Genomic DNA, 18,452 nt, shown 5'->3' on the forward strand with positions numbered 1-18,452 from the left:
TCTCTCGGTTAACAAACAATTATGACGGTTCGAGAACGCGTGTTTTGCTATGAAAAACACCTCCACACCCCAGTTTTTGGCGACTAGAGTGCCTCTATCCCCAATATCCGTCTCTCGCCGATGGCTTTATCATGATCTTTGGGTGGGGCCCTGACGCGGTGAGCCAATGAAAACCGCCACCCTAACCGACGCCCGCACGATCGAGGCGAACGACCGGCAGCGACCGGACCCCGATCCGCACGAGGTACTCGTCGCGATCGGTGCGTGTGGGGTCTGTACCACGGACCTGCACATGTACAGCGGATCGTTCACGGTCGAGTACCCGCTGGTGCCGGGACACGAGAGCGCCGGCGAGGTCGTCGCGACCGGCGACGCCGTCGCCGACATCGACGAGGGGGACCGTGTCGCGATCAACCCCTCGGTTCCGTGTCACGACTGTCGGGCGTGTACGGCCGGTCGCGAGAACCTCTGTCGGGATCTCACGTCGATCGGTGGCGCGGCCGAGCACGTCATCGACGGGGCGTTCGCCGAGTACGTGGCCGTCCCGGCCGGGAACGTCGAACGGATCGGGGACCTCGAGTACCGAACGGCGGCGCTCGCGGAGCCGCTCGGATGCTGTATCCAGGGCGTCGACCAGGTCGACCTGACGACCGGCGAAACGGTCGCCGTGGTCGGCGGGGGGTTCATCGGCCTGTTGCTCGTCCAGCTGCTTCGGACGAGCGGTGCCGGGACCGTCGTCGTCTCCGAACCGATCGAGGAACGCCGTGCGGCGGCGCTCGACCTCGGGGCCGACCACGTGGTCGACCCGACGGACGAGGACCCGACGAGCGCCGTCCCCGACCTCGTCGGCGACGTCGACGTCGCCATCGAGGCCGTCGGGGTCCCGACGGTGACCGAACAGGCCCACGCGCTCACGGGACCGGGAGGCCGAACGCTCGTGTTCGGTGTTCCCCCCGAGGACGCGACGATCGAACTCTCGCCGTTCGACCTGTTCTACGAGGAACGGGAGGTCATCGGGACCTACTCGCTCACGCCCGACACGTTCGCGCGGGCGGTGACGCTGCTCGAGAACGGCCGGATCGACGTCGAACGGCTCATCACCGACGAGTTCGGGCTCGACGGTCTCGAGGAGGCGTTCGCCCAGATGGAGAACCGACAGGGACTGAAGAAGATGGTGTACCCCGATCGGTGACTCGGATAGCTCGCTAACCAGCCAACGCAACCCACAGAACACGACCATGACGGACACATACGATCGACGGACGCTACTGAAAACGGCCGCGGGAACCACGCTCGGAACGGCACTCGCCGGGTGTACTCGCGGCGGAGACCAATCCGGAGGCAGTACCGACGGCGGCGGCGACGGTTCCGACGGCGGATCCGGCGGCGGCTCCGACGGCGGGTCGGACGACCTCGTCATTCCGCTGAGCGAGTACGACGCCGACATCGACTGGGAGCAGTTCGAGGGCACGCAGATCAACATCGGCGCGGTCCAGCATCCGTGGGTGGACGCGATCGAGCCCGCGATTCCGGTGTTCGAGGAACTGACCGGGATCGAGGTCGTCTGGAACGTCCTCCCGGAGCAGCAGTTCCGGACCAAACGCCAGACGGACGTGAGTACCGGCGCGGGCCAGTTCGACGTCTTCTTCATGGACCAGGTGGTGAACCAGTTCCGCAGCGAAGGGTGGATCCAGCCCCTCGACCCGTACTTCGAGGACGACAGCATGTACGACGAGGACTGGTACAAGCCGGACGACCTCTTCGAGTCGTCCCGGTGGCAGGCCCACGGGGGCGGCTACAGCGACACGTGGACCGGCCTCCCGATCACCGTCGAGGTGCAGACCCAGTTCTACCGGACGGACCTCTACGAGGAACACGACCTCGAGGTCGCCGAGACGCTCGAGGAGTTCGTCGCGAACGCGCGGACGATCCACGAGAACGAGGAGGACGTCGTCGGCACGGCCGGCCGCGGGGAGAAGGGCTACGGGATGAACATCTACATCCTGAACACGTTCATCCGCGAGCACGGCGCACAACTCTGGAGCGACTTCCCCGACGACTCCGGCCTCGACACGGAGGGCGTCATCGAGGCGGCAGAGTGGTACACGGGCCTGCTCCAGGACTACGGCCCGGACGGCGCCTCGACGCAGACGTGGTCGGACGCCCTCTCGACGATGCAGGAGGGTCGAGCCGGCCACATCGTGTCCGACGCCAACCTGTTCTGGCCCGGCCTGACCGGGTCGGACTCCTCGGTCGCCGACAGTGTCGGCATCGCGAAGGTGCCGCGACCGTCCGACGGCGAGTTCGCTCCCAACGCGTACAACTGGCAGATATCCACCTCGAAGAACGCGGAGAACTCCGAACAGGGCTTCCTGTTCATGCTGTGGGCGACCTCACAGCCGACCAACGACTGGATGCACCTGGAGAACGAGGCGGCGTTCTCCGTGCGCCAGTCCGTCTGGGAGAACGACGAGTTCCGCTCGCGCGTCGGCGACAACTTCGCCCAGGTGACGCTCGAATCGCTGCAGGAGGCCGCCCCGGACCCGTTCGACCGGAAGTACCCCGAGTGGGGCCAGCGCTACTCGGAGGAGCTTCAGCGGGCGATCGCCGGCCAGAAATCCGCGGAGGCCGCGATGACCGACGCCGCGGCGATCGCCGAGGACATCTACGACGAATAACGTCGCCACACCGCCAGCCTTGGATCCGCAACACGACCCACCCGAACCCACATGAGCACCCCAACACAGACGGAGGCGCCGACGAAGAACGAGCCGCGGTTCGCCCGCGTGCGGGACCTGTGGAACGACTACCTCCCGTACTGGTTCATGGCGCCGATGGTGATCGTCATGGCGATGATCACCTTCTTCCCCGGCGCCTACGACCTGTATCTCAGCCTGATCGCCGAGCCGACGCTGAACGTCCTGAACGCCGAGTTCGTCGGCCTGAGTAACTACGAGACGGCGTTCACGCGCGGCGGCGCGATACACTCGTTCGTCATCACGATCGCCGTCGTCGCCAGCGCGTTGCTCCTCGAGAGCGTCCTGGGGTTCGTCCTGGCCGCGCTCGTCGCGGGCGTGGACTCGTCGGGCGCCAAGTCGTTCTATCGGGTCCTGTTCATCGTGCCGATGGCCGTCGCCCCCGTGTCGCTGGCGACGATCGGCCGGATCATGTTGAACAGCGAGATCGGGGTCGTCCCGTATCTCATCGACACGGCGACCCCGTTCGCTGCGCCGGCGTTCCTCTCCGATGTGCCGCTGTTGACCGTCATCCTGCTCGACACGTGGAACTGGACGCCGTTCATGTTCATCATCTTCTACGCCGGCCTCTCGTCGGTGCCCGAGACCCTGATCGAGGCGTCACGGGTCGACGGCGCGCCGCTGTGGCGACGGTACCTCCACGTCATCATCCCGTACATGAAGCCCGTGGTGTTCGTCGCCATGCTCATTCGGATGATCGACCTGTTCCGGACGTTCGGCGTCGTCTACGGGCTGACCGGGGGCGGCCCCGGGACGGCCACACAGCTGGTGAGCATCAACATCTACGAACAGATGTTCATCAACAACCAACCGGGCGTGGCGGCCGCCATGGCGGTCGTCTACCTCGTCCTCGTGGTGGCGCTCGCGAACGTCGTCATCGCGAAGGTCGGCTTCGAGGGGGTGTGGGACTGATGGCGACCCAGGACGGGACCGCCGAGTCGGCGACCGGCTCCCAACGCCTCGAGAAGGGGACCCGCGAGACCCTCGTCCGGGTCGCCCGCCACGGGGTCCTCCTCACGTGGTCGTTCGTCGTGTTGTTCCCCCTCTACTGGGTGGTGTCCATGTCGCTAAAGCCGCCGGGACAGGCCAACTCGCTCCCGCCGGACTGGGTGTTCCTGCCGACGGTGTACAACTACATCCAGTTGGCCCAGCGCGGCGAGTTCGTCGCGGCGTTCGCGAACAGCGTGATCATGGTCGCCGCGTCGGTGGTGCTCGTGTTGTTGATCGGCGTGCCCGCCGCCTACGTGCTCTCGCGGTGGGACATCCCGAGAGAACGGGACGTGCTCGTGTGGATCCTCTCCTCGCGCATGCTCCCGCCCATCGCCGTCGTCATTCCGTTCTTCGTCATCTTCCGGGCGCTGAACCTGTTCGATACGCGGATCGGGATGGTGCTCATGTACATCAGCATCAACCTCTCGCTGGTGGTGTGGGTGATGAAGGCGTTCTTCGACGGTATCCCGGAGACGCTCGAGGAGGCCGCTCGCGTCGACGGCGCCACCCGGTTCCAGAGCTTCCGGAAGGTGATCCTCCCGGCGGCCAAGCCCGGGATCTTCTCGGTCGCGATTATCAGCTTCATCTTCGCGTGGATCGAACTGCTGTTCGGGCTGGTGTTGACGAGCTTCGAGGCCGTTCCGGTGACGCTGTACGTCTACTCGTTCATCGGCTCGCGCTCGATCGAGTGGGGCATGCTCGCGGCCGCCTCCACGGCGATGATCGTCCCCGTGGTGATCTTCCTCATCGCGGTGAACAAGTACCTCGCCGCGGGGCTCAGCTTCGGCGTGGTGATCAAGGAATGACTGGCGATCGACGACCGACTCACGACACGGGCAGGCGGGGCGAATCGACCGTGAATCACCCCACAGCGGCGGGGGCGGACAGCCGCACTACGGAGGGCAACTAATGGCAAGCATCACACTCGACAGCGTAACGAAGCGGTTCGGGGACGACGAGTCGATCGTCGCGGTCGACGACGTCTCCCTCGACATCGAGGACGGCGAGTTCGTCGTCTTCGTCGGCCCGTCCGGGAGCGGGAAGTCGACGCTCATGCGGATCGTGGCCGGCCTGGAGACGCAGACGGAGGGCGACGTGCACATCGGCGACTCGCTCGTCAACGAACTCGGTCCGCGGGCGCGGGACATCGCGATGGTGTTCCAGAACTACGCGCTGTACCCGAACATGACCGTCGAGGAGAACATGTCCTTCGGGCTGAAGATGTCTACCTCGATGTCCGAGGCCGAGATCGAAGAACAGGTCACGTCCACCGCGGAGATGATGGACATCGGCGAGCTGCTCGACAACACGCCGGGCGAACTCTCCGGCGGGCAACAGCAGCGCGTCGCGCTGGGGCGGGCGATCGTTCGCGACCCCAACGTGTTCCTGATGGACGAGCCGCTGTCGAACCTGGACGCCAAGCTCCGGACGACGATGCGGACGGAGATCAACCGGCTCCAGAACGACCTGGGCGTGACCACCCTCTACGTCACTCACGACCAGACCGAGGCGATGACGATGGGCGACCGGCTCGTCGTGCTCGACCAGGGCGAACTCCAGCAGATCGGCACGCCGCTGGAGTGCTTCTATCGGCCGGCGAACCGCTTCGTCGCGGGGTTCATCGGGTCGCCCTCGATGAACTTCTTCGACGCCACCGTCGAGAGCGACACGCTCTCGTGTGACGGCTTCACCTACGAACTCTCCGACCGGATGGGATCGAGCGTGGGCGATCGGGAGGCGGTGACGCTGGGTGCACGGCCCGAGGACATCGACCTCACGGACGACCCCGTCGAGGCGAACAGTTTCGAGGTGGAAGTCGACGTGGTCGAGCCGATGGGGAGCATCTCGTACGTGTACGCCAAGCCGGTCGACCAGTCGCACGACGACACGTTCGTCGTCGAGATCGACGGCCAGCGGCCGATCACGGAGGGTCGCCGGCTGTACGCGCACGCGCCGGCGACGGACGTCCACCTGTTCGACGCGCGAACCAGCGAGACGATCCACCAGCGGAAACTGAACGAGAAGGCCCGGGAGGCGCTCTCCCAGCGACTCCAGCAGGACGCGACCGTCGGCGACGACTGACCGCCGCGCGCCTCCCGCACGCGGGTCCGTCGGTCGCCGCTCGTCACCAGTCCGTACAGCACCAGTCGGCACACAGCACCGATCTGCACCCATCACGACCTACCACTCATCACGATCCATGGATTCACAGGACACCTCACAGTACGAAGCACGGCAATCCATCTGCGAGTTCGGTCGCAGTTTGCTCGACGACGACCTGACCACCGGAACCGGCGGGAACCTCAGCGTCCGCCTCGACGACGACCACATCGCGATCAGTCCCTCGGGCGTCCCCTACGGGGATATCGAGCCCTCGGACGTTCCCGTCGTCCGGACCGACGGGACGGTCGTCGCGGGCGACGTGGACCCGTCGACGGAGCTCCCGATGCACCGCGCGGTCTACGACCGACGCCCGGACGTGGGCGGCGTCGTCCACACCCACTCGCCGTACGCGACCACGTTCGCGTCGCTCGGGCAACCGATCCCGGCCTCGCACTACCTGCTCGCGTTCGCCGGCACGGAGGTCCCGGTGACGGAGTACGAGACGCACGCCACCGAGGAACTCGGTGAGGAGGCGGTCGAGGCGCTCGGCGACTCGACCAACGCGACGCTGCTGCGGAACCACGGCGTGTTGACGACCGAGTCGTCGCTGGCCGACGCGTACTCGGTCGCGCAGATGGTGGAGTACTGCGCCCGCATCCACTACCAGGCGAGCGTCATCGGCGACCCGGAGATACTGCCCGACGAGGAACTCCACCGGATCCAGGGGAAACTGGACAGCTACGGCAACTAGACCGATGCAGCACGTCGCTATCGACATCGGCGCCAGCGGGGGAACGGTGTACCTCGGGACGATCACGCCCACGGAGTTCGCGGTCGAGGAGGTGCACCGGTTCGACAACCGTCCCGTCGAACGGGACGGCCGCTACGTCTGGGATCTCGACGCCCTTCGCGAGCGCATGATCGACGGACTACGGGCGGCCGCCGAGCGGGTCGATACCGTCGACGTGGTCGGGATCGACACGTGGGGGCTCGACTTCGGGCTCGTGGCCGACGGGGAGGTGCTGCGCGACCCCACCTCCTACCGCGACCCGAACGCGACGGCGACCCGCGACGCCCTCTTCGAGACGGTGGGGCGGCGCCGGATCTTCGAGGCGACCGGCATCACGAACTGGCGCACGCCGAACACGCTGTGGCAACTCCACACGCTCGCCCGCGACGACCCGGCGTTGCTCGACCGCGCCGACGGGCTCCTCATGATGCCCCAACTACTGACATCGCTGCTGGGTGGACGCGAGTGCGGCGAGGTGACGATCGCGTCCACGACACAGATGGTCGATCCCGAGGAGCGCACTTGGGCGAGGGACCTCCTCGAGGAGCTGTCGCTCCCGACGGACCTGCTCCCGCCGCTCGATGAGCCGGGGCAGCACCTCGGCCCCGTCGGCGACGACGTCGCCGCGGCGCTCGGGTCGACCCCCGAACTTGTCACCCCCGCGAGCCACGACACGGCGGCGGCCGTCGCCGGCCTTCCGGTTGCCGACGACGCCGCCTTCCTCAGTACTGGGTCATGGTTTATTCTCGGCGTCGAGCGAGCGGGCCCTGTCCGGAGCGACGCCGCCTTCGAGCACGCCGTCTCGAACGAACTCGGCGTCGACGGGACCGTCCGGCTCCTGAAGAACGTGAACGGCTTCTTCCTCCTCGAGGAGTGCCGCGAGGCCTGGCAGGAGGAGGGGCGGCCGGTCGACTACGACAGCCTCCTGTCGGCCGCAGAGGAGGCCCCGGCACGTGCCGCGCTCGTCGACCCCGACGCGGAGACGTTCGGCATCGACGCGCCGATGCCCGAGCAGATCCGGTCGTACTGCCGGGAGACCGACCAGCCCGTGCCCGACGGTCGCGGGGAGGTCGTCCGGTGTCTCCTCGACAGTCTCGTGACGAAGACCGCGATCGCCCTCGACGGCATCGAGGCGGTCATCGACGACCGTCCGAAGAGCATCAGCCTCGGGGGCGGCGGGGTCCGAAACGAGCTGTTCTGCCGACTCCTCGCCGACGCGACCGACCGGCCCGTCGTCGCCGGGCCGGTCGAGGCGACCGCGGTGGGGAACCTCCTGACGCAGGCGCTTGCCACGGGGACGGTCGAAGACCTGGAGAGCGGCCGCCGGTTGATCGAGTCGGCGTTCTCCCCCACGCGGTACGAGCCGGCCGGGACCGCCGAGTGGGCGGCGGCGAAACGGCGGCTGAAGGCGCTGTCCGCGGAGTGACGACCCGACGAGCGTCGGCCGTTCGCGTAACAGCCACGACGGCCGTCCCGTGCCAACCCACCGCCACCGGAGATCGCGTCAGCGGGAGGTGTACCCGCCGTCGATGACGACCGTCGACCCCGTCATGTACGATGAGGCGTCGGAGGCGAGATAGACGACGAGTTCCTCGAGCTCCTCCGGGCGACCGAGCCGACCCATCGGCGTGTTCTCCAGCCACTCCTCCGCCATCTCGGGGTTCTCCTCCAACACCTCGTCGACGAGGTCCGTCCGCATGTACCCCGGAGCGATGGCGTTGACCCGGACGCCGCGGTCGCCCCACTCGACGGCCAGCGACTGGGTCAACATCCGGACCCCGGCCTTCGTCGTGTTGTAACTGGCCTGCTTCTGGGGGACGTTGACGTCGAAGCCGGACATCGAGGAGATGTTGACGATGCGTCCCTCGCCGCGCTCCAGCATCTGCTGGCCGACCTGTTTCGCACAGAGGAAGACGCCGTCGAGGTTGACGGCGACGACGCGCCGCCACGACTCGATGTCCGTCTCCTCGGCCGGGGCGTTCTCGACGATACCGGCGTTGTTCACGAGGACGTCGATCGGGCCGAGCCGGTCGGTGACGGTTTCGACCATCGACGTGACCGACGCCTCGTCTGTCACGTCGACGTCGACGGCGACCACCTCCGACTCGGCGCCCTCCCCGAGGGCCGTCGCCGTTCGCTCGGCCTTCTCGGCGTTCACGTCCGCGATGGCGACATCCGCCCCCACGTCGACGAGCGCGCTCGCCATCTGTCTGCCGAGCCCCTGCGCCGCACCGGTGACGACCGCCGTCTCCCCGTCGAGCGAGAAACTGTCGAGTACGCTCATTGTCCGTGCCAACCCCCGCTCCACACCACCATATCAGTACTCCCTCACGACGCAGTTCGACCCCCGCCCGTCCGGCGCGACGACTGTCGCCGATGAGGCCCGCATTGCAGCCGCTTGGACTGCTCCGATCGGCATCTTTTCGTCGGGTCAGTGTGTCAGCAGTTATCAATGCGGACCGTTGTTTTGCACGAGCCCGGCCAGTTCGAGATGCGGGAACGGGAGCGACCGGAGCCGGCCGCCGACGAGGTCCTCGTCGCCGTCAGGGACGTGGGCATCTGCGGCTCCGACGTTCACTACTACGAGCACGGTCGGATCGGCGACTACGTCGTCGAGGACCCGCTTATTCTGGGCCACGAGAGCGCGGGAGAGGTTGTCGCCGTCGGCGAGAACGTCGAAACGCTGGCGCCGGGCGCCCGCGTGACGCTCGAACCGGGGGTCCCGTGTCGGCAGTGCCGCCACTGCAAGCGCGGGGAGTACCACCTCTGCACGGACGTCGAGTTCATGGCGACGCCGCCCCACGACGGGGCCTTCGCCGAGTACGTCTCCTGGCCGGCGGACTTCGTCTACGAACTCCCGGAGGCCGTCTCGATGCGGGAGGGCGCGTTATGTGAGCCCCTGAGCGTCGGCATCCACGCCTGTCGCCGCGGCGATGTCGGCGTCGGCGACACGGTGCTCGTCACGGGCGCCGGCCCGATCGGGATGCTCGCGATGGAGGCCGCACGCGCGGCCGGGGCGACCGATATCCTCGTCTCCGACGTCGTCGGGTCGAAACTGGACCGTGCGCTCGACCGGGGAGCCGACCGCGTCATCCATGTCACGGAGACCGACCTCGACGCGGCCGTCGACGAGTACACCGACGGCGTCGGCGCGGACGTCGTCGTCGAGGCGTCCGGCGCCGAGCCGTCCATCGAGTCGACGCTCGACGCCGTGCGACGCGGCGGGACAATCGTCCTCGTCGGGCTCGCCGACGAGGCGGAGGTTCCCCTCGACGTCCTCGAGATCATCGACAACGAACTCGACGTCCACGGGTCGTTCCGCTACGCGAACACCTACGACGCCGCCGTCGACCTCCTCGCCGACGGAACCGTCGACGTGGAGGGGATCGTCGACTTCACGGATCCCCTCGAGGAGATCGACGCCGCGTTCCGACGCTCGATGGAGCGAGACACCGTCAAGGGGATGATCTCGATCCGCTGAGGCGACCCGATCGCCGGTCGAACGACCGATTCCGGACGTAGCGGGTGTCGCGCCGAACCCCCCTCACCACTCGGCGACCCGGCCGTCGTCGTGGTACCAGAGGGGGTTGTACCAGTTGACGTCCAACCGTGACTGTTCGCGCACGTACTCCTCGTCGACATCGATCCCCAGCCCGGGCCCCGTCGGTCGCTCGACGTACCCGTCCTCGAAGGTGAAGGTGTCGGGGTCTTCGAGGTACGCCAGTCCGGTGCTCTCGCTCGGGTCGTGGAGGCTCAGATCCTGTTCCTGCATGACCGCGTTGTGCGAGGTGAACACCGCCTGGAGGTTCGCCGCGAACGCGATCGGACTCAGGGGACAGTGGGGGATCACGGCCACGTCGAACGCCTCGGCCATCGTCATCAGCTTCCGGAGTTCGGTGATCCCGCCCACGTGAGAGACATCGGGCTGCAGCACCGAGACCGCGTCATCGACGAGGAGCGGCTTGAAATCGTAGCGTGAGTAGAACCGCTCGCCCGTGGCGATCGGAACGGTCGTCCGGTCGGCGATCGATCCGAGCTTCTCGGTGTGTTCCGGCAGGACCGGCTGGTCGACGAACATCGGCTCGTACGGCTCGAGCGCCTCCACGAGTCGCATCGCCATCGGCTTCGAGACCCGGCCGTGGAAGTCGATGCCGAGGTGGAGGTCGTCCCCGACGGCCTCACGGACCGTCGCGACGCGTTTGCGCGCCGTCTCCACCCCGGCCGGCGGCTCCAACGGCGCGAACTCCGCCGTCGCGTTCAGCTTGAGCGCCCGATACCCCTGATTGCGACGCTTGATCGCCTCTTCGGCGATCTCCGCGGGGTCCTCGCCGCCGATCCACTGGTGGACCATGACCCGGTCGCGGACGTGTCCGCCGAGGAGTTCGTGCACCGGCGCGCCGTAGTGGCGCCCCTTGATGTCCCACAGCGCCTGATCGATGCCCGCGAGAGCGCTCATGAGGATCGGGCCGCCCCTGAAGTATCCCCCCTGATACATGGTTCGCCAGTGCTCCTCGGTCCGCAACGGGTCCTCGCCGAGGAGGTAGACGTCGACGAGTTCTTCGACGGCCGCTCGGACCGTCTCCAGCCGTCCCTGAACGATGGGTTCACCCCAGCCCACCAGTCCGTCACTCGTCTCCAGCCGGAGGAGCAGCCACCGCGGCGGGACGGCGAACAGTTCGTAATCCGAGACGTGCATACCGCCGTATCTCCGAGGGGCGACTTGAATGATGGGCTGCAAACGGGGACGGGAGCAGGCTCGGACTCTCGACCGCCGTCCCACGCGGACGTACCGGCGGACTCACACGGAGGTGAGAAGGACCGTTCGCCGTTCGCCGTCGCGGTCTCCCTTCGGTCGACCGCGCTCTCGCCGCGCTTATTCGCGTCCACCACCCATTCGGAGGTATGAGCGCCCCCCACCGCAACGACATCGCACCCGCGAGCGTCTCGGTCTCCCTCCGCGAGGAGGGTGTCGAGGTCGAGTACCTCGACGGCCGCGTCACCTTCTACCACGGCGTCCCGAAGGTCGTCGAGGACACCCTCACCACCCCGCCGGGCAAGGAGACCCACGTGCTCGTCACCGACCCCTCCGAAACCGAGGGCGTGTTGCTGTACGTGAACGACCTGAAGACGCACGACGACATCCTCGAGCAGACCGGCGTCGGCCGCGTCATCCTCGGCGAGGGCGACGAGGAGGAGCTGTTCCCGGGCGTCACCGCTCGGCGTCCGGGCGGCCAGCGCACCGAGATCGAGGCCGACCCCGAGGTCGCCGGCGGGCGCGTGTTCGCCTTCGTCGAGGACGACTGGGGCGAACAGAGCTACGAGTTCGCCGCGGGCGACGACGGCGCCGACGCGCGCGACGCGGACGGCGAGTCGAGGACGGACGCGGACCGCGCCGGCGACGCCGGAAGCGACGGGGACGAGTGAGATGAGCCTCCGGAAACCGTGGCGGGATCTGGACCGATCGGCGGCCGCGGCCGCGCCGGACCGCTTCGGCGTCTACGAGCTGGGCGACGACGACGGGGAGCCGGTCGGGTACGGGGTCGGCGTCCTCCGCGACGAAGTGAAGGAGGCGCTGGGCTATGGCGACGCCGCGAAGGTGCGCTGGCTCGTCGCGGAGTCGCGCGAGCACGCCGAGCGGCTCGCTGACGACCGGTTCTGATCCCCCCTCTTCGCCGTCGGAACCGCGACGATGCGGCGGTGACGGACGTTACTGGAGGTACGAGGGGTCCTCCGCGTCGCAGTGTTCCTCGTGCTGTTCGGCGTCGTCGGGGTCGTCGAACAGCAGGCCGCAGGCGTCACACTGGTACCAGGTCATGTCGTCACGCTCCGTTGCCGTGACCATAGGTAGCATTCGACTCGCCGAGGGTAAATCGCTACCGGCGGCGCGCCGTCATCTCCGTCGGCGCCGGCGCCGGCGCCGTCCGGGGGTCAGAAGTCGGGGAGGTCGTCGGGCGCTTCGAACTCGCTCTCCCAGTCGACGTACTCCTCCTTCAGCACCTCGCAGACGACCTGTCCGAACTCGGTGAGGGCGGCGTTGATCGCCGACACCTGCCCCCAGCTTTCGAGGTCCGGGTGGAGGTCGCGCTCCTTCCAGTCCTCGGGGATGCCCGGCGCGTGGTAGCCGACGCGGTCGGCGAAGTCGTCCCAGAAGAAGTCGAACCGCTCGAACAGCCCCAGGTCGCCGGCGATCCGCCACGTGTCGGCGTCGATGTCGGCGTCCGCTGCCCACCGGTCGAACGCCTCCTCCCACGCGCCCTCCTCCAGAAACGTCTCCAGCTCCTCGCGGTGGTACTCGTCGCCGGCGACCTCCGTGTCGTCGTACTGGCTCGGGTCGACCGTCGACAGGGTCGGCGTCGGCGGGGTGTCGGCGTCGAGGCTCATGCCCGTGCGTACCCCCGCGCGGGGCAAATGCCTGCCGGAGCGATCGGCCGCGATCGGGTCGGTTCCCCTCGGACAGCCTCGGACCGCCTCGGACCGCGACCCCCCAACGGGACACGGTGGCCGAGAGCGCCGGAGTTATTCGGATCAGGGCCATAGCGTGGTTCATGCCAACACGACGCGACGTTTTGGCGGGGCTCGCGAGCGCGGGCGCCGTCGGCGCCGCCGGCTGCGTGCAGGTGGGCTCCTCCGACGCCGCGCCGCGGGCGACCGACACGAACGGGACGGCGGGCGCCGACGCCGACGGAAACGGCGCCGCGTCGGCGGGGACAGAGACCGACGTGTACCGGTCGACCATCGAGTCGGTCGTCGGGATCCTCAACTACGGCCCGAGCGGCCCCCAGGGGAGCGGCTCCGGCTTCGTCGCGGGCGACGGCTACGTCGTCACGAACCAGCACGTCGTCGCCGGCGCGAGCGAGGTGAAGCTCCGGTTCCAGGGGAACACGTGGCGCGACGCCGAGATCGTCGGCACCGACGCCTACTCGGATCTCGCGGTGTTGCGCGCCGAGGACCGCCCCGAGTCGGCGACGCCGCTGTCGTGGGTCGACACCGACCCCGAGCCGCCGGTCGGAACGCCCGTCATGGCGATCGGCTCGCCGTACGGCTTCAGCGGCTCCGCCTCCACAGGGATCATCTCCGGCGTCGACCGAGTGCTGTCGGCGCCGAACAACTTCACCGTCGCCGACTCGGTGCAGACCGACGCGGCGCTCAATCCCGGCAACTCCGGCGGGCCGCTGGTCACCGACGACGGGGACGTCGCGGCGGTCGCCGCCCGCGGCGGCGGCGACAACATCGGCTTCGGCGTCTCCGCGGAGCTGTCGAAGCGCGTCGTCCCCGAACTCGCCGAGAGCGGGGAGTACGACCACCCCTACATGGGGGTGCGCCTGATCGAGGTGAGTCCGGTCATCGCCGAAGCGTACGATATCGACGACGTGGGCGGCGTGCTCATCGTCGAGGTCGTCGAGGACGGGCCCGCCGCCGGCACCCTCCGGGGGACGGAGGGATCGACCTCCGTCGACGGCGTCAGCGTGCCCACCGGCGGCGACGTGGTCGTCGGGATCGGCGGCACCGACGTGGAGGTGCAAGCGGACCTCTCGAACTACCTCGCGTTGGAAGCCTCCCCCGGCGAGTCGGTGGAGTTCACCGTGCTTCGCGACGGGTCCGAAACGACCGTCTCGTTCGAACTCGGGGAGCGTCCCGACCCCGGCGTCTGAACTCCGGTCGACTCCCCTGAATTTCGGCCGACTCGCTATCGTCCGTCGGGGTCCGTCCCGTTCGCGTCGCCGCTCGTCCCGTTCGCGTCGCCGCTCGTTCCGTTCGTCTCGCCGCTCGTTCCGTTCGTCTCGCCGCTCGTCCCGTTCGCGTCGCGCTCCTTCCCGTTCGTCTCGCCACCGTCCGCGACCGCCGATCCCTCGTCGAACTCGACGCCGTCGGGGTCGTCGACCGCGTCCTCGGCCGTAGGGGGCGCCGCGCCGCCCTCGGCCGTGTCCTCGGCGGCGGTCTCGAAGCTCCCGGCCAGCTCCCGCAGGTCGGCCGCCCGCTCGGCAAGGCGCTCGACCTCGCCGCTCACCTGGTTCAGCGACGCGGACTGCTCGGCGGCCGCCGCCGACACGCTCTCGGCCTCCGCGGCCGCCTCCTCGCTCACGCTCGCGACCTCGTCGGCCATGGCGACGACCTCCTCGGCGCTGGCGGCCTGGTCGTCGGCGGCCGTGGAGATCGACTGGACGCCGTCGTTGGCCTCCTCGACGGCCTCGACCACGTCGCCCAGCGCGCCAAGGCCGGCCTCGATCGTCTCGGCGCCCTCCTCGACGCGCTCGGTGGTCTCCTCGATGTCGTCCACGGCGTCCGCGGTCGACGACTGTACCGCCTCGATCCGGTCGGCGATCCGGCCGGTTGCCTCTCGCGTCTCGGTGGCGAGCGTCTTGACCTCCTCGGCGACGACGGCGAAGCCGTCGCCCTCCGCGCCGGCACGGGCGGCCTCGATGGAGGCGTTCAGCGCCAGCGTGTTCGTCTGCTCGGCGATGTCGTCGATCAGGTCCACGATGTCGCCGATCGCGGTCACCTCGGATTCGAGGCCGCGGACGACCTCGGCGGTCGTCTCGGTCTGATCCTCGATGGCTTCCATCTCCGCGACGGCGTCGTCCGCGAGCGCGGCGCCGCGCTCGCCGCGTTCGGCGGCCTCCTCGCTCACGTCCGCGACCTGGTCGGCGGTGGCTGCGACCTCCTCGACGGCCGCCGAGAGGTCGGACATCTCGCCGGTCACCTCCTGGAGGTGGCTCACCTGCTCGTCGACGCCCGCGGCGATCTCGTCGGTCGAGTCGGCGACCTCGCCGGCCGCGCGCTCGGCCTCGGCGACGCCGGCGTCGGCCTCCGCGCTCGCGCTCGCGACCGCGGCGGCGACGCGGTCGACCTCGCCGACGGTCGCCGACAGCTCGTCCATCATCTCGTTGAACTCCGTCGCGATCCGGGCCATCGACTCGTCGTCGACATCGGCGTCCATCCGGGCGGTGAGGTCGCCCTCGGCGGCCCGCTCCATGGTCTCGCCGTACGACTCGGCGGCGTCGGCGAGCGCCTCGTTCGTCGCCCGCATCTCCGCGATCAGCGACCGGAGGTCCTCGCGCATCTCCGCGAGCGCGTCGCCGAGGTCGCCCGGCACGTCACGGTCGAGCACCGGGGCGTCGAACTCGCCGTCGGCGACGACGGTCGCCTGCGCGGTCGCGGTCGCGAGGTAGCGGCGGACCTCCTCGAAGGATCCCTGGACCGCGCCGACCTCGTCGATCCGGTCATCCGCGTCGCCGCCGGCCGCGTCGGTGTCGCCGGCAGCCAGCGCCTCCGCCCGGGCCGCGAGATCGCGCAGCGTCCGCGAGGTCGACCGGCCCATCGTCACGCCGATGAGCAGGAAGCCGAGCGCGGCGAGGCCGATGACGGATCCCAGCGCCGTCTGCACCTGCGTCACGAGCCCGTAGGCGACCGACTGCGGCACCGACCTGACGACGACCCAGTCGGTCCCCTCGACGGGCGCGTACGCCATCACGGTGCCCGACTCGGCCATGTCGTGGGCGCCGGCGGTCTCGGCCCCCTCGGTGATCGCGTGGGAGTCGACGCCGCCGGCGAACGTCCCGGTCAACGCCGCGGGATCGGAGGCGAGGTGGATCGCGGCGTCCTCGCTGTCGACGACGCGGAGGCTCCCGTCCGACTCGACCGTCGTCCCGCCGGCGACCGCGCTCGCGTCGACGGTCATCACGACCGCGTTCGCGGTGCCGGGAACCCAGCTCGCGAACGCGATCCGGTGGGCCCCTTCGTGCTCGTAGGTCTTCGAGAGCACGGAGCCCGTCGGCGGGATCGCGGCGAGGTCGCTCGCGCCGGACTCCCACCGGATGTGGTCCAGCGAGGACCCGACGGCGTCGTCGCTCGTGCTCCGCTCGACGCGCATCGAGTCCTTGTTCACGTAGTGGAGGGCGGCGACCGAGTCCGGGAGCTTCCGGTGTTCGAGCTCGATCGTCGTCTTGACCGCGTCGGCGTCGCCGGCGTCGGCCTTCAGCTGCTGGGAGACGAGCCGGACGGTCCGCTCGTTGTTGTCGATCCAGATCGACACCTCGCTGGCGGTCGTCTCGGCGTTCGCGGTCAGGTCGTCGTGGGTTCGATCCGTCAACTGTGCGGCGACCTGTCCCTGGAGAACGACCCCGGCGCCCGTGACGATCAACAGCGTCGCCAGCGTGAGCGCCGTGAACTTCCGGAGGTACGTCCGTCTGAGGACGTCTGGAATACGGCTCATATCCCTCGTTTTCGCGAGGGGTATTTACGCCTCAGCCCTCGGCTATCAGTTCGGAAAACTGCCGTATCGGCGCGTGTTAGCGCCGGGCATGGGTCGAACGCCCGGCGTGGACGCCCGGCGTGTTCGGCCGGGATCGGCGTCAGCCGAGCCGTTCGCTCACGTCGGCCAACTGTGCCCGCCGTTCCTCGGTCGCCTCCGCGCGCAGCGCCGCCTCCTCGGGCGTCGGGCAGTCGAGGTCCGGGACGGGCGTCGGCGAGCCCTCCTCGTCGAGCGCGACGAAGGTCAGAAACGAGGTGGTCGTCCGCCGCTCCTCGCCCGTTCGGGGGTTCTCGGCGCGCACGTCGACCTTCACGTCGACGCTGGTGCGGCCGGTGTTGAACACGTACGCCTCCAGCACCGCCACCTCGCCGAGATCGATGGGCGCGATGAAGTCGACATGGTCCATCGAGGCCGTCACGCACTGGCGCCGCGAGAAGCGCATCGCCGCGATGGCGCCGCAGATGTCCATCCAGTGCAGCACCGCGCCCCCGAGCGCCCGCCCGAGGTTGTTGGTGTCGTTGGGGAGCAGCAGCTCCGTCATCTCGGTGTAGGAGGCCGCGAGCGTTCCCTCGCCGTCCTCGTGGTCGTCATCGTCGCCGGGTCGGTCGACGGTTCCGTCGACGGTCTCGTCGGCGTCACTCATACCGCGTCCTTCCGACGGCGCCGGTATCAAGCCCTGCGGTCCGCCCGAACCGTTATGCGGCGCTCCATCGAAGAATGACCCGTGATAACGAACCGCGAGATATCGTCGCGGGCGGTGTTCGAGGAGGCCCTCGACGAGCTGGTCGAGTCGGCGCGCGCGAACGACGTTCCCGACGAGGCGCTGGCGGAGGCGCTGCGCACGCGGGCGGTCGGAGTCGACGAGGGCGGAGCCGAGGAGAGCAGCGAAACCGACCGGAGCGCCGCCGCCGGCGACGCTCAGCGGTAGCGGAAGTCGTCGTCCGCGTCCGACTCCGAGCGCCCCGCATCGCGGTCGTCGGGGTCGGTACCGTGCGGTCGGTGGTCGTCGTCGTCGGGGTCGCCGTCGTCGTCGACATCGACCGACTCCGGCGGCTGTCCGGCGGCGTCGACCACCTCGTCGCTGACGCGGATCGGGCACTCGAGGCGCGCGGCGATGGCGATGGCGTCGCTCGGACGCGCGTCGAACACGAACCGGTCGGGCTCGCCGTCGACGTAGCGTTCGGCTGTGAGCTTGCCGTAGAAGGTTCCCTCGACGATGTCGTCGATCCGGACGGAGTCGACGGCGCCGCCGAACTCCGTCACCATCTCGACGAGCAGGTCGTGGGTGAGCGGGCGGTCGAACTGGTCGCCCGCGAGCGCGCCGCGGATGGAGCGCGCCTGGTCCGGTGTCACGAAGATCGGGAGGTACTCCCCGCGCGCCCGGAGCACGACCGCGGGCACCTCCTCGCCGCCCGGCCCCGCCCCCACGCCGATGCCGGCGACCTCGGCCTCGTGGTCCATACGCACACCACGCGGCCCGGGCTTGAATACCTACCGCGGCGTCCCGAACCGGGGCAATCGGTCAGCCCGACGACCACCCGCGACCCGGGAGATGAGACTC

Annotated in this window: 19 protein-coding genes; 12 read left to right on the forward strand and 7 right to left on the reverse strand. The window is 69.0% G+C overall.

Annotation, left to right across the window (positions count from 1 at the left end; genetic code table 11):
* Positions 1–166 precede the first annotated feature (166 nt).
* The 7 genes from K6T36_RS03735 to K6T36_RS03765 all read left to right on the forward strand — a co-directional run bounded on the left by K6T36_RS03735 (position 167) and on the right by K6T36_RS03765 (position 8,065).
* Positions 167–1,192 (forward strand): zinc-dependent alcohol dehydrogenase family protein, encoded by a 1,026-nt coding sequence (locus K6T36_RS03735; RefSeq protein ID WP_222922651.1) that lies wholly within the window; start codon positions 167–169, stop codon positions 1,190–1,192.
* 46 nt (positions 1,193–1,238) lie between these two features.
* Positions 1,239–2,678, forward strand: coding sequence for a substrate-binding domain-containing protein (locus tag K6T36_RS03740; RefSeq protein WP_222922652.1), 1,440 nt, complete (start codon positions 1,239–1,241; stop codon positions 2,676–2,678).
* A 51-nt stretch (positions 2,679–2,729) separates the two neighbouring features.
* Positions 2,730–3,668, forward strand: a complete 939-nt coding sequence (locus K6T36_RS03745; protein ID WP_222922653.1) for a carbohydrate ABC transporter permease — start codon at positions 2,730–2,732, stop codon at positions 3,666–3,668.
* The gene (locus K6T36_RS03750) at positions 3,668–4,552 is read left to right on the forward strand and encodes a carbohydrate ABC transporter permease (RefSeq protein WP_225935178.1); all 885 of its coding nucleotides are present in this window, start codon (positions 3,668–3,670) and stop codon (positions 4,550–4,552) included. The genes K6T36_RS03745 and K6T36_RS03750 overlap by 1 nt, the downstream gene beginning before the upstream one ends.
* A gap of 103 nt (positions 4,553–4,655) precedes the next feature.
* Complete coding sequence (locus tag K6T36_RS03755) at positions 4,656–5,828, forward strand: ABC transporter ATP-binding protein (protein ID WP_222922655.1); 1,173 nt, start codon at positions 4,656–4,658, stop codon at positions 5,826–5,828.
* Between the two features lie 118 nt (positions 5,829–5,946).
* Positions 5,947–6,600 (forward strand): class II aldolase/adducin family protein, encoded by a 654-nt coding sequence (locus K6T36_RS03760; RefSeq protein WP_222922656.1) that lies wholly within the window; start codon positions 5,947–5,949, stop codon positions 6,598–6,600.
* 4 nt (positions 6,601–6,604) lie between these two features.
* A complete protein-coding gene (locus K6T36_RS03765; protein WP_222922657.1) occupies positions 6,605–8,065 on the forward strand; it encodes a rhamnulokinase in 1,461 nt (486 codons plus the stop codon).
* Between the two features lie 78 nt (positions 8,066–8,143).
* Here K6T36_RS03765 and K6T36_RS03770 read toward each other — a convergent pair whose 3' ends face one another.
* Positions 8,144–8,923 (reverse strand): SDR family NAD(P)-dependent oxidoreductase, encoded by a 780-nt coding sequence (locus tag K6T36_RS03770; RefSeq protein ID WP_222922658.1) that lies wholly within the window; start codon positions 8,921–8,923, stop codon positions 8,144–8,146.
* A 168-nt stretch (positions 8,924–9,091) separates the two neighbouring features.
* Between K6T36_RS03770 and K6T36_RS03775 the strand changes: the two genes are divergently transcribed.
* On the forward strand, positions 9,092–10,120 hold the full coding sequence (locus K6T36_RS03775) for an NAD(P)-dependent alcohol dehydrogenase (protein ID WP_222922659.1): 1,029 nt from the start codon (positions 9,092–9,094) through the stop codon (positions 10,118–10,120).
* 63 nt (positions 10,121–10,183) lie between these two features.
* On the opposite strand, the gene dgoD is transcribed toward K6T36_RS03775, so the two are convergent.
* Positions 10,184–11,335, reverse strand: a complete 1,152-nt coding sequence (gene dgoD / locus K6T36_RS03780; RefSeq protein ID WP_222922660.1) for a galactonate dehydratase — start codon at positions 11,333–11,335, stop codon at positions 10,184–10,186.
* A gap of 206 nt (positions 11,336–11,541) precedes the next feature.
* On the opposite strand from dgoD, the gene K6T36_RS03785 reads away from it, so the two are divergent.
* Positions 11,542–12,063: a DUF5796 family protein gene (locus K6T36_RS03785; protein ID WP_222922661.1), complete on the forward strand. Its 522-nt coding sequence runs from the start codon at positions 11,542–11,544 to the stop codon at positions 12,061–12,063.
* Between the two features lies 1 nt (position 12,064).
* Positions 12,065–12,298, forward strand: coding sequence for a DUF7508 domain-containing protein (locus K6T36_RS03790; RefSeq protein ID WP_222922662.1), 234 nt, complete (start codon positions 12,065–12,067; stop codon positions 12,296–12,298).
* Between the two features lie 48 nt (positions 12,299–12,346).
* Here the strand turns inward: K6T36_RS03790 and K6T36_RS19035 are convergent, their stop codons facing one another.
* On the reverse strand, positions 12,347–12,481 hold the full coding sequence (locus K6T36_RS19035) for a DUF7128 family protein (RefSeq protein WP_264084001.1): 135 nt from the start codon (positions 12,479–12,481) through the stop codon (positions 12,347–12,349).
* Positions 12,482–12,567: 86 nt separating this feature from the next.
* On the reverse strand, positions 12,568–13,020 hold the full coding sequence (locus K6T36_RS03795; RefSeq protein ID WP_222922663.1) for a DUF7992 family protein: 453 nt from the start codon (positions 13,018–13,020) through the stop codon (positions 12,568–12,570).
* 164 nt (positions 13,021–13,184) lie between these two features.
* On the opposite strand from K6T36_RS03795, the gene K6T36_RS03800 reads away from it, so the two are divergent.
* Entirely contained in the window at positions 13,185–14,291 is a 1,107-nt protein-coding gene (locus K6T36_RS03800; protein WP_222922664.1) for a S1C family serine protease, read from the forward strand.
* 35 nt (positions 14,292–14,326) lie between these two features.
* Here K6T36_RS03800 and K6T36_RS03805 read toward each other — a convergent pair whose 3' ends face one another.
* Entirely contained in the window at positions 14,327–16,852 is a 2,526-nt protein-coding gene (locus K6T36_RS03805) for a methyl-accepting chemotaxis protein (RefSeq protein ID WP_222922665.1), read from the reverse strand.
* A 139-nt stretch (positions 16,853–16,991) separates the two neighbouring features.
* On the reverse strand, positions 16,992–17,432 hold the full coding sequence (locus K6T36_RS03810) for an acyl-CoA thioesterase (RefSeq protein WP_225935211.1): 441 nt from the start codon (positions 17,430–17,432) through the stop codon (positions 16,992–16,994).
* Positions 17,433–17,615: 183 nt separating this feature from the next.
* Here K6T36_RS03810 and K6T36_RS03815 point away from each other — a divergent pair, with 183 nt between their 5' ends.
* Positions 17,616–17,819 carry a hypothetical protein gene (locus tag K6T36_RS03815; protein ID WP_222922667.1) on the forward strand — a complete coding sequence of 68 codons (204 nt, stop codon included), beginning with the start codon at positions 17,616–17,618 and terminating at the stop codon, positions 17,817–17,819.
* On the opposite strand, the gene K6T36_RS03820 is transcribed toward K6T36_RS03815, so the two are convergent.
* Positions 17,810–18,352 carry a bifunctional nuclease family protein gene (locus K6T36_RS03820; protein WP_222922668.1) on the reverse strand — a complete coding sequence of 181 codons (543 nt, stop codon included), beginning with the start codon at positions 18,350–18,352 and terminating at the stop codon, positions 17,810–17,812. The two genes, K6T36_RS03815 and K6T36_RS03820, sit on opposite strands and share 10 nt — an antisense overlap.
* Positions 18,353–18,452: the final 100 nt, after the last annotated feature.

The sequence above is a fragment of the Halobaculum roseum genome, assembly GCF_019880245.1.
In the GTDB taxonomy this organism is placed as follows: domain Archaea; phylum Halobacteriota; class Halobacteria; order Halobacteriales; family Haloferacaceae; genus Halobaculum; species Halobaculum roseum.

Excerpts from the sequence above, each read along its gene's own strand:
- K6T36_RS03735 (WP_222922651.1), top strand. The coding sequence starts at position 167 with ATGAAAACCGCCACCCTAACCGACGCCCGCACGATCGAGGCGAACGAC.
- K6T36_RS03740 (WP_222922652.1), top strand. The coding sequence starts at position 1,239 with ATGACGGACACATACGATCGACGGACGCTACTGAAAACGGCCGCGGGA.
- K6T36_RS03745 (WP_222922653.1), top strand. The coding sequence starts at position 2,730 with ATGAGCACCCCAACACAGACGGAGGCGCCGACGAAGAACGAGCCGCGG.
- K6T36_RS03750 (WP_225935178.1), top strand. The coding sequence starts at position 3,668 with ATGGCGACCCAGGACGGGACCGCCGAGTCGGCGACCGGCTCCCAACGC.
- K6T36_RS03755 (WP_222922655.1), top strand. The coding sequence starts at position 4,656 with ATGGCAAGCATCACACTCGACAGCGTAACGAAGCGGTTCGGGGACGAC.
- K6T36_RS03760 (WP_222922656.1), top strand. The coding sequence starts at position 5,947 with ATGGATTCACAGGACACCTCACAGTACGAAGCACGGCAATCCATCTGC.
- K6T36_RS03765 (WP_222922657.1), top strand. The coding sequence starts at position 6,605 with ATGCAGCACGTCGCTATCGACATCGGCGCCAGCGGGGGAACGGTGTAC.
- K6T36_RS03770 (WP_222922658.1), bottom strand. The coding sequence starts at position 8,923 with ATGAGCGTACTCGACAGTTTCTCGCTCGACGGGGAGACGGCGGTCGTC.
- K6T36_RS03775 (WP_222922659.1), top strand. The coding sequence starts at position 9,092 with ATGCGGACCGTTGTTTTGCACGAGCCCGGCCAGTTCGAGATGCGGGAA.
- dgoD (WP_222922660.1), bottom strand. The coding sequence starts at position 11,335 with ATGCACGTCTCGGATTACGAACTGTTCGCCGTCCCGCCGCGGTGGCTG.
- K6T36_RS03785 (WP_222922661.1), top strand. The coding sequence starts at position 11,542 with ATGAGCGCCCCCCACCGCAACGACATCGCACCCGCGAGCGTCTCGGTC.
- K6T36_RS03790 (WP_222922662.1), top strand. The coding sequence starts at position 12,065 with ATGAGCCTCCGGAAACCGTGGCGGGATCTGGACCGATCGGCGGCCGCG.
- K6T36_RS19035 (WP_264084001.1), bottom strand. The coding sequence starts at position 12,481 with ATGGTCACGGCAACGGAGCGTGACGACATGACCTGGTACCAGTGTGAC.
- K6T36_RS03795 (WP_222922663.1), bottom strand. The coding sequence starts at position 13,020 with ATGAGCCTCGACGCCGACACCCCGCCGACGCCGACCCTGTCGACGGTC.
- K6T36_RS03800 (WP_222922664.1), top strand. The coding sequence starts at position 13,185 with ATGCCAACACGACGCGACGTTTTGGCGGGGCTCGCGAGCGCGGGCGCC.
- K6T36_RS03805 (WP_222922665.1), bottom strand. The coding sequence starts at position 16,852 with ATGAGCCGTATTCCAGACGTCCTCAGACGGACGTACCTCCGGAAGTTC.
- K6T36_RS03810 (WP_225935211.1), bottom strand. The coding sequence starts at position 17,432 with ATGACGGAGCTGCTGCTCCCCAACGACACCAACAACCTCGGGCGGGCG.
- K6T36_RS03820 (WP_222922668.1), bottom strand. The coding sequence starts at position 18,352 with ATGGACCACGAGGCCGAGGTCGCCGGCATCGGCGTGGGGGCGGGGCCG.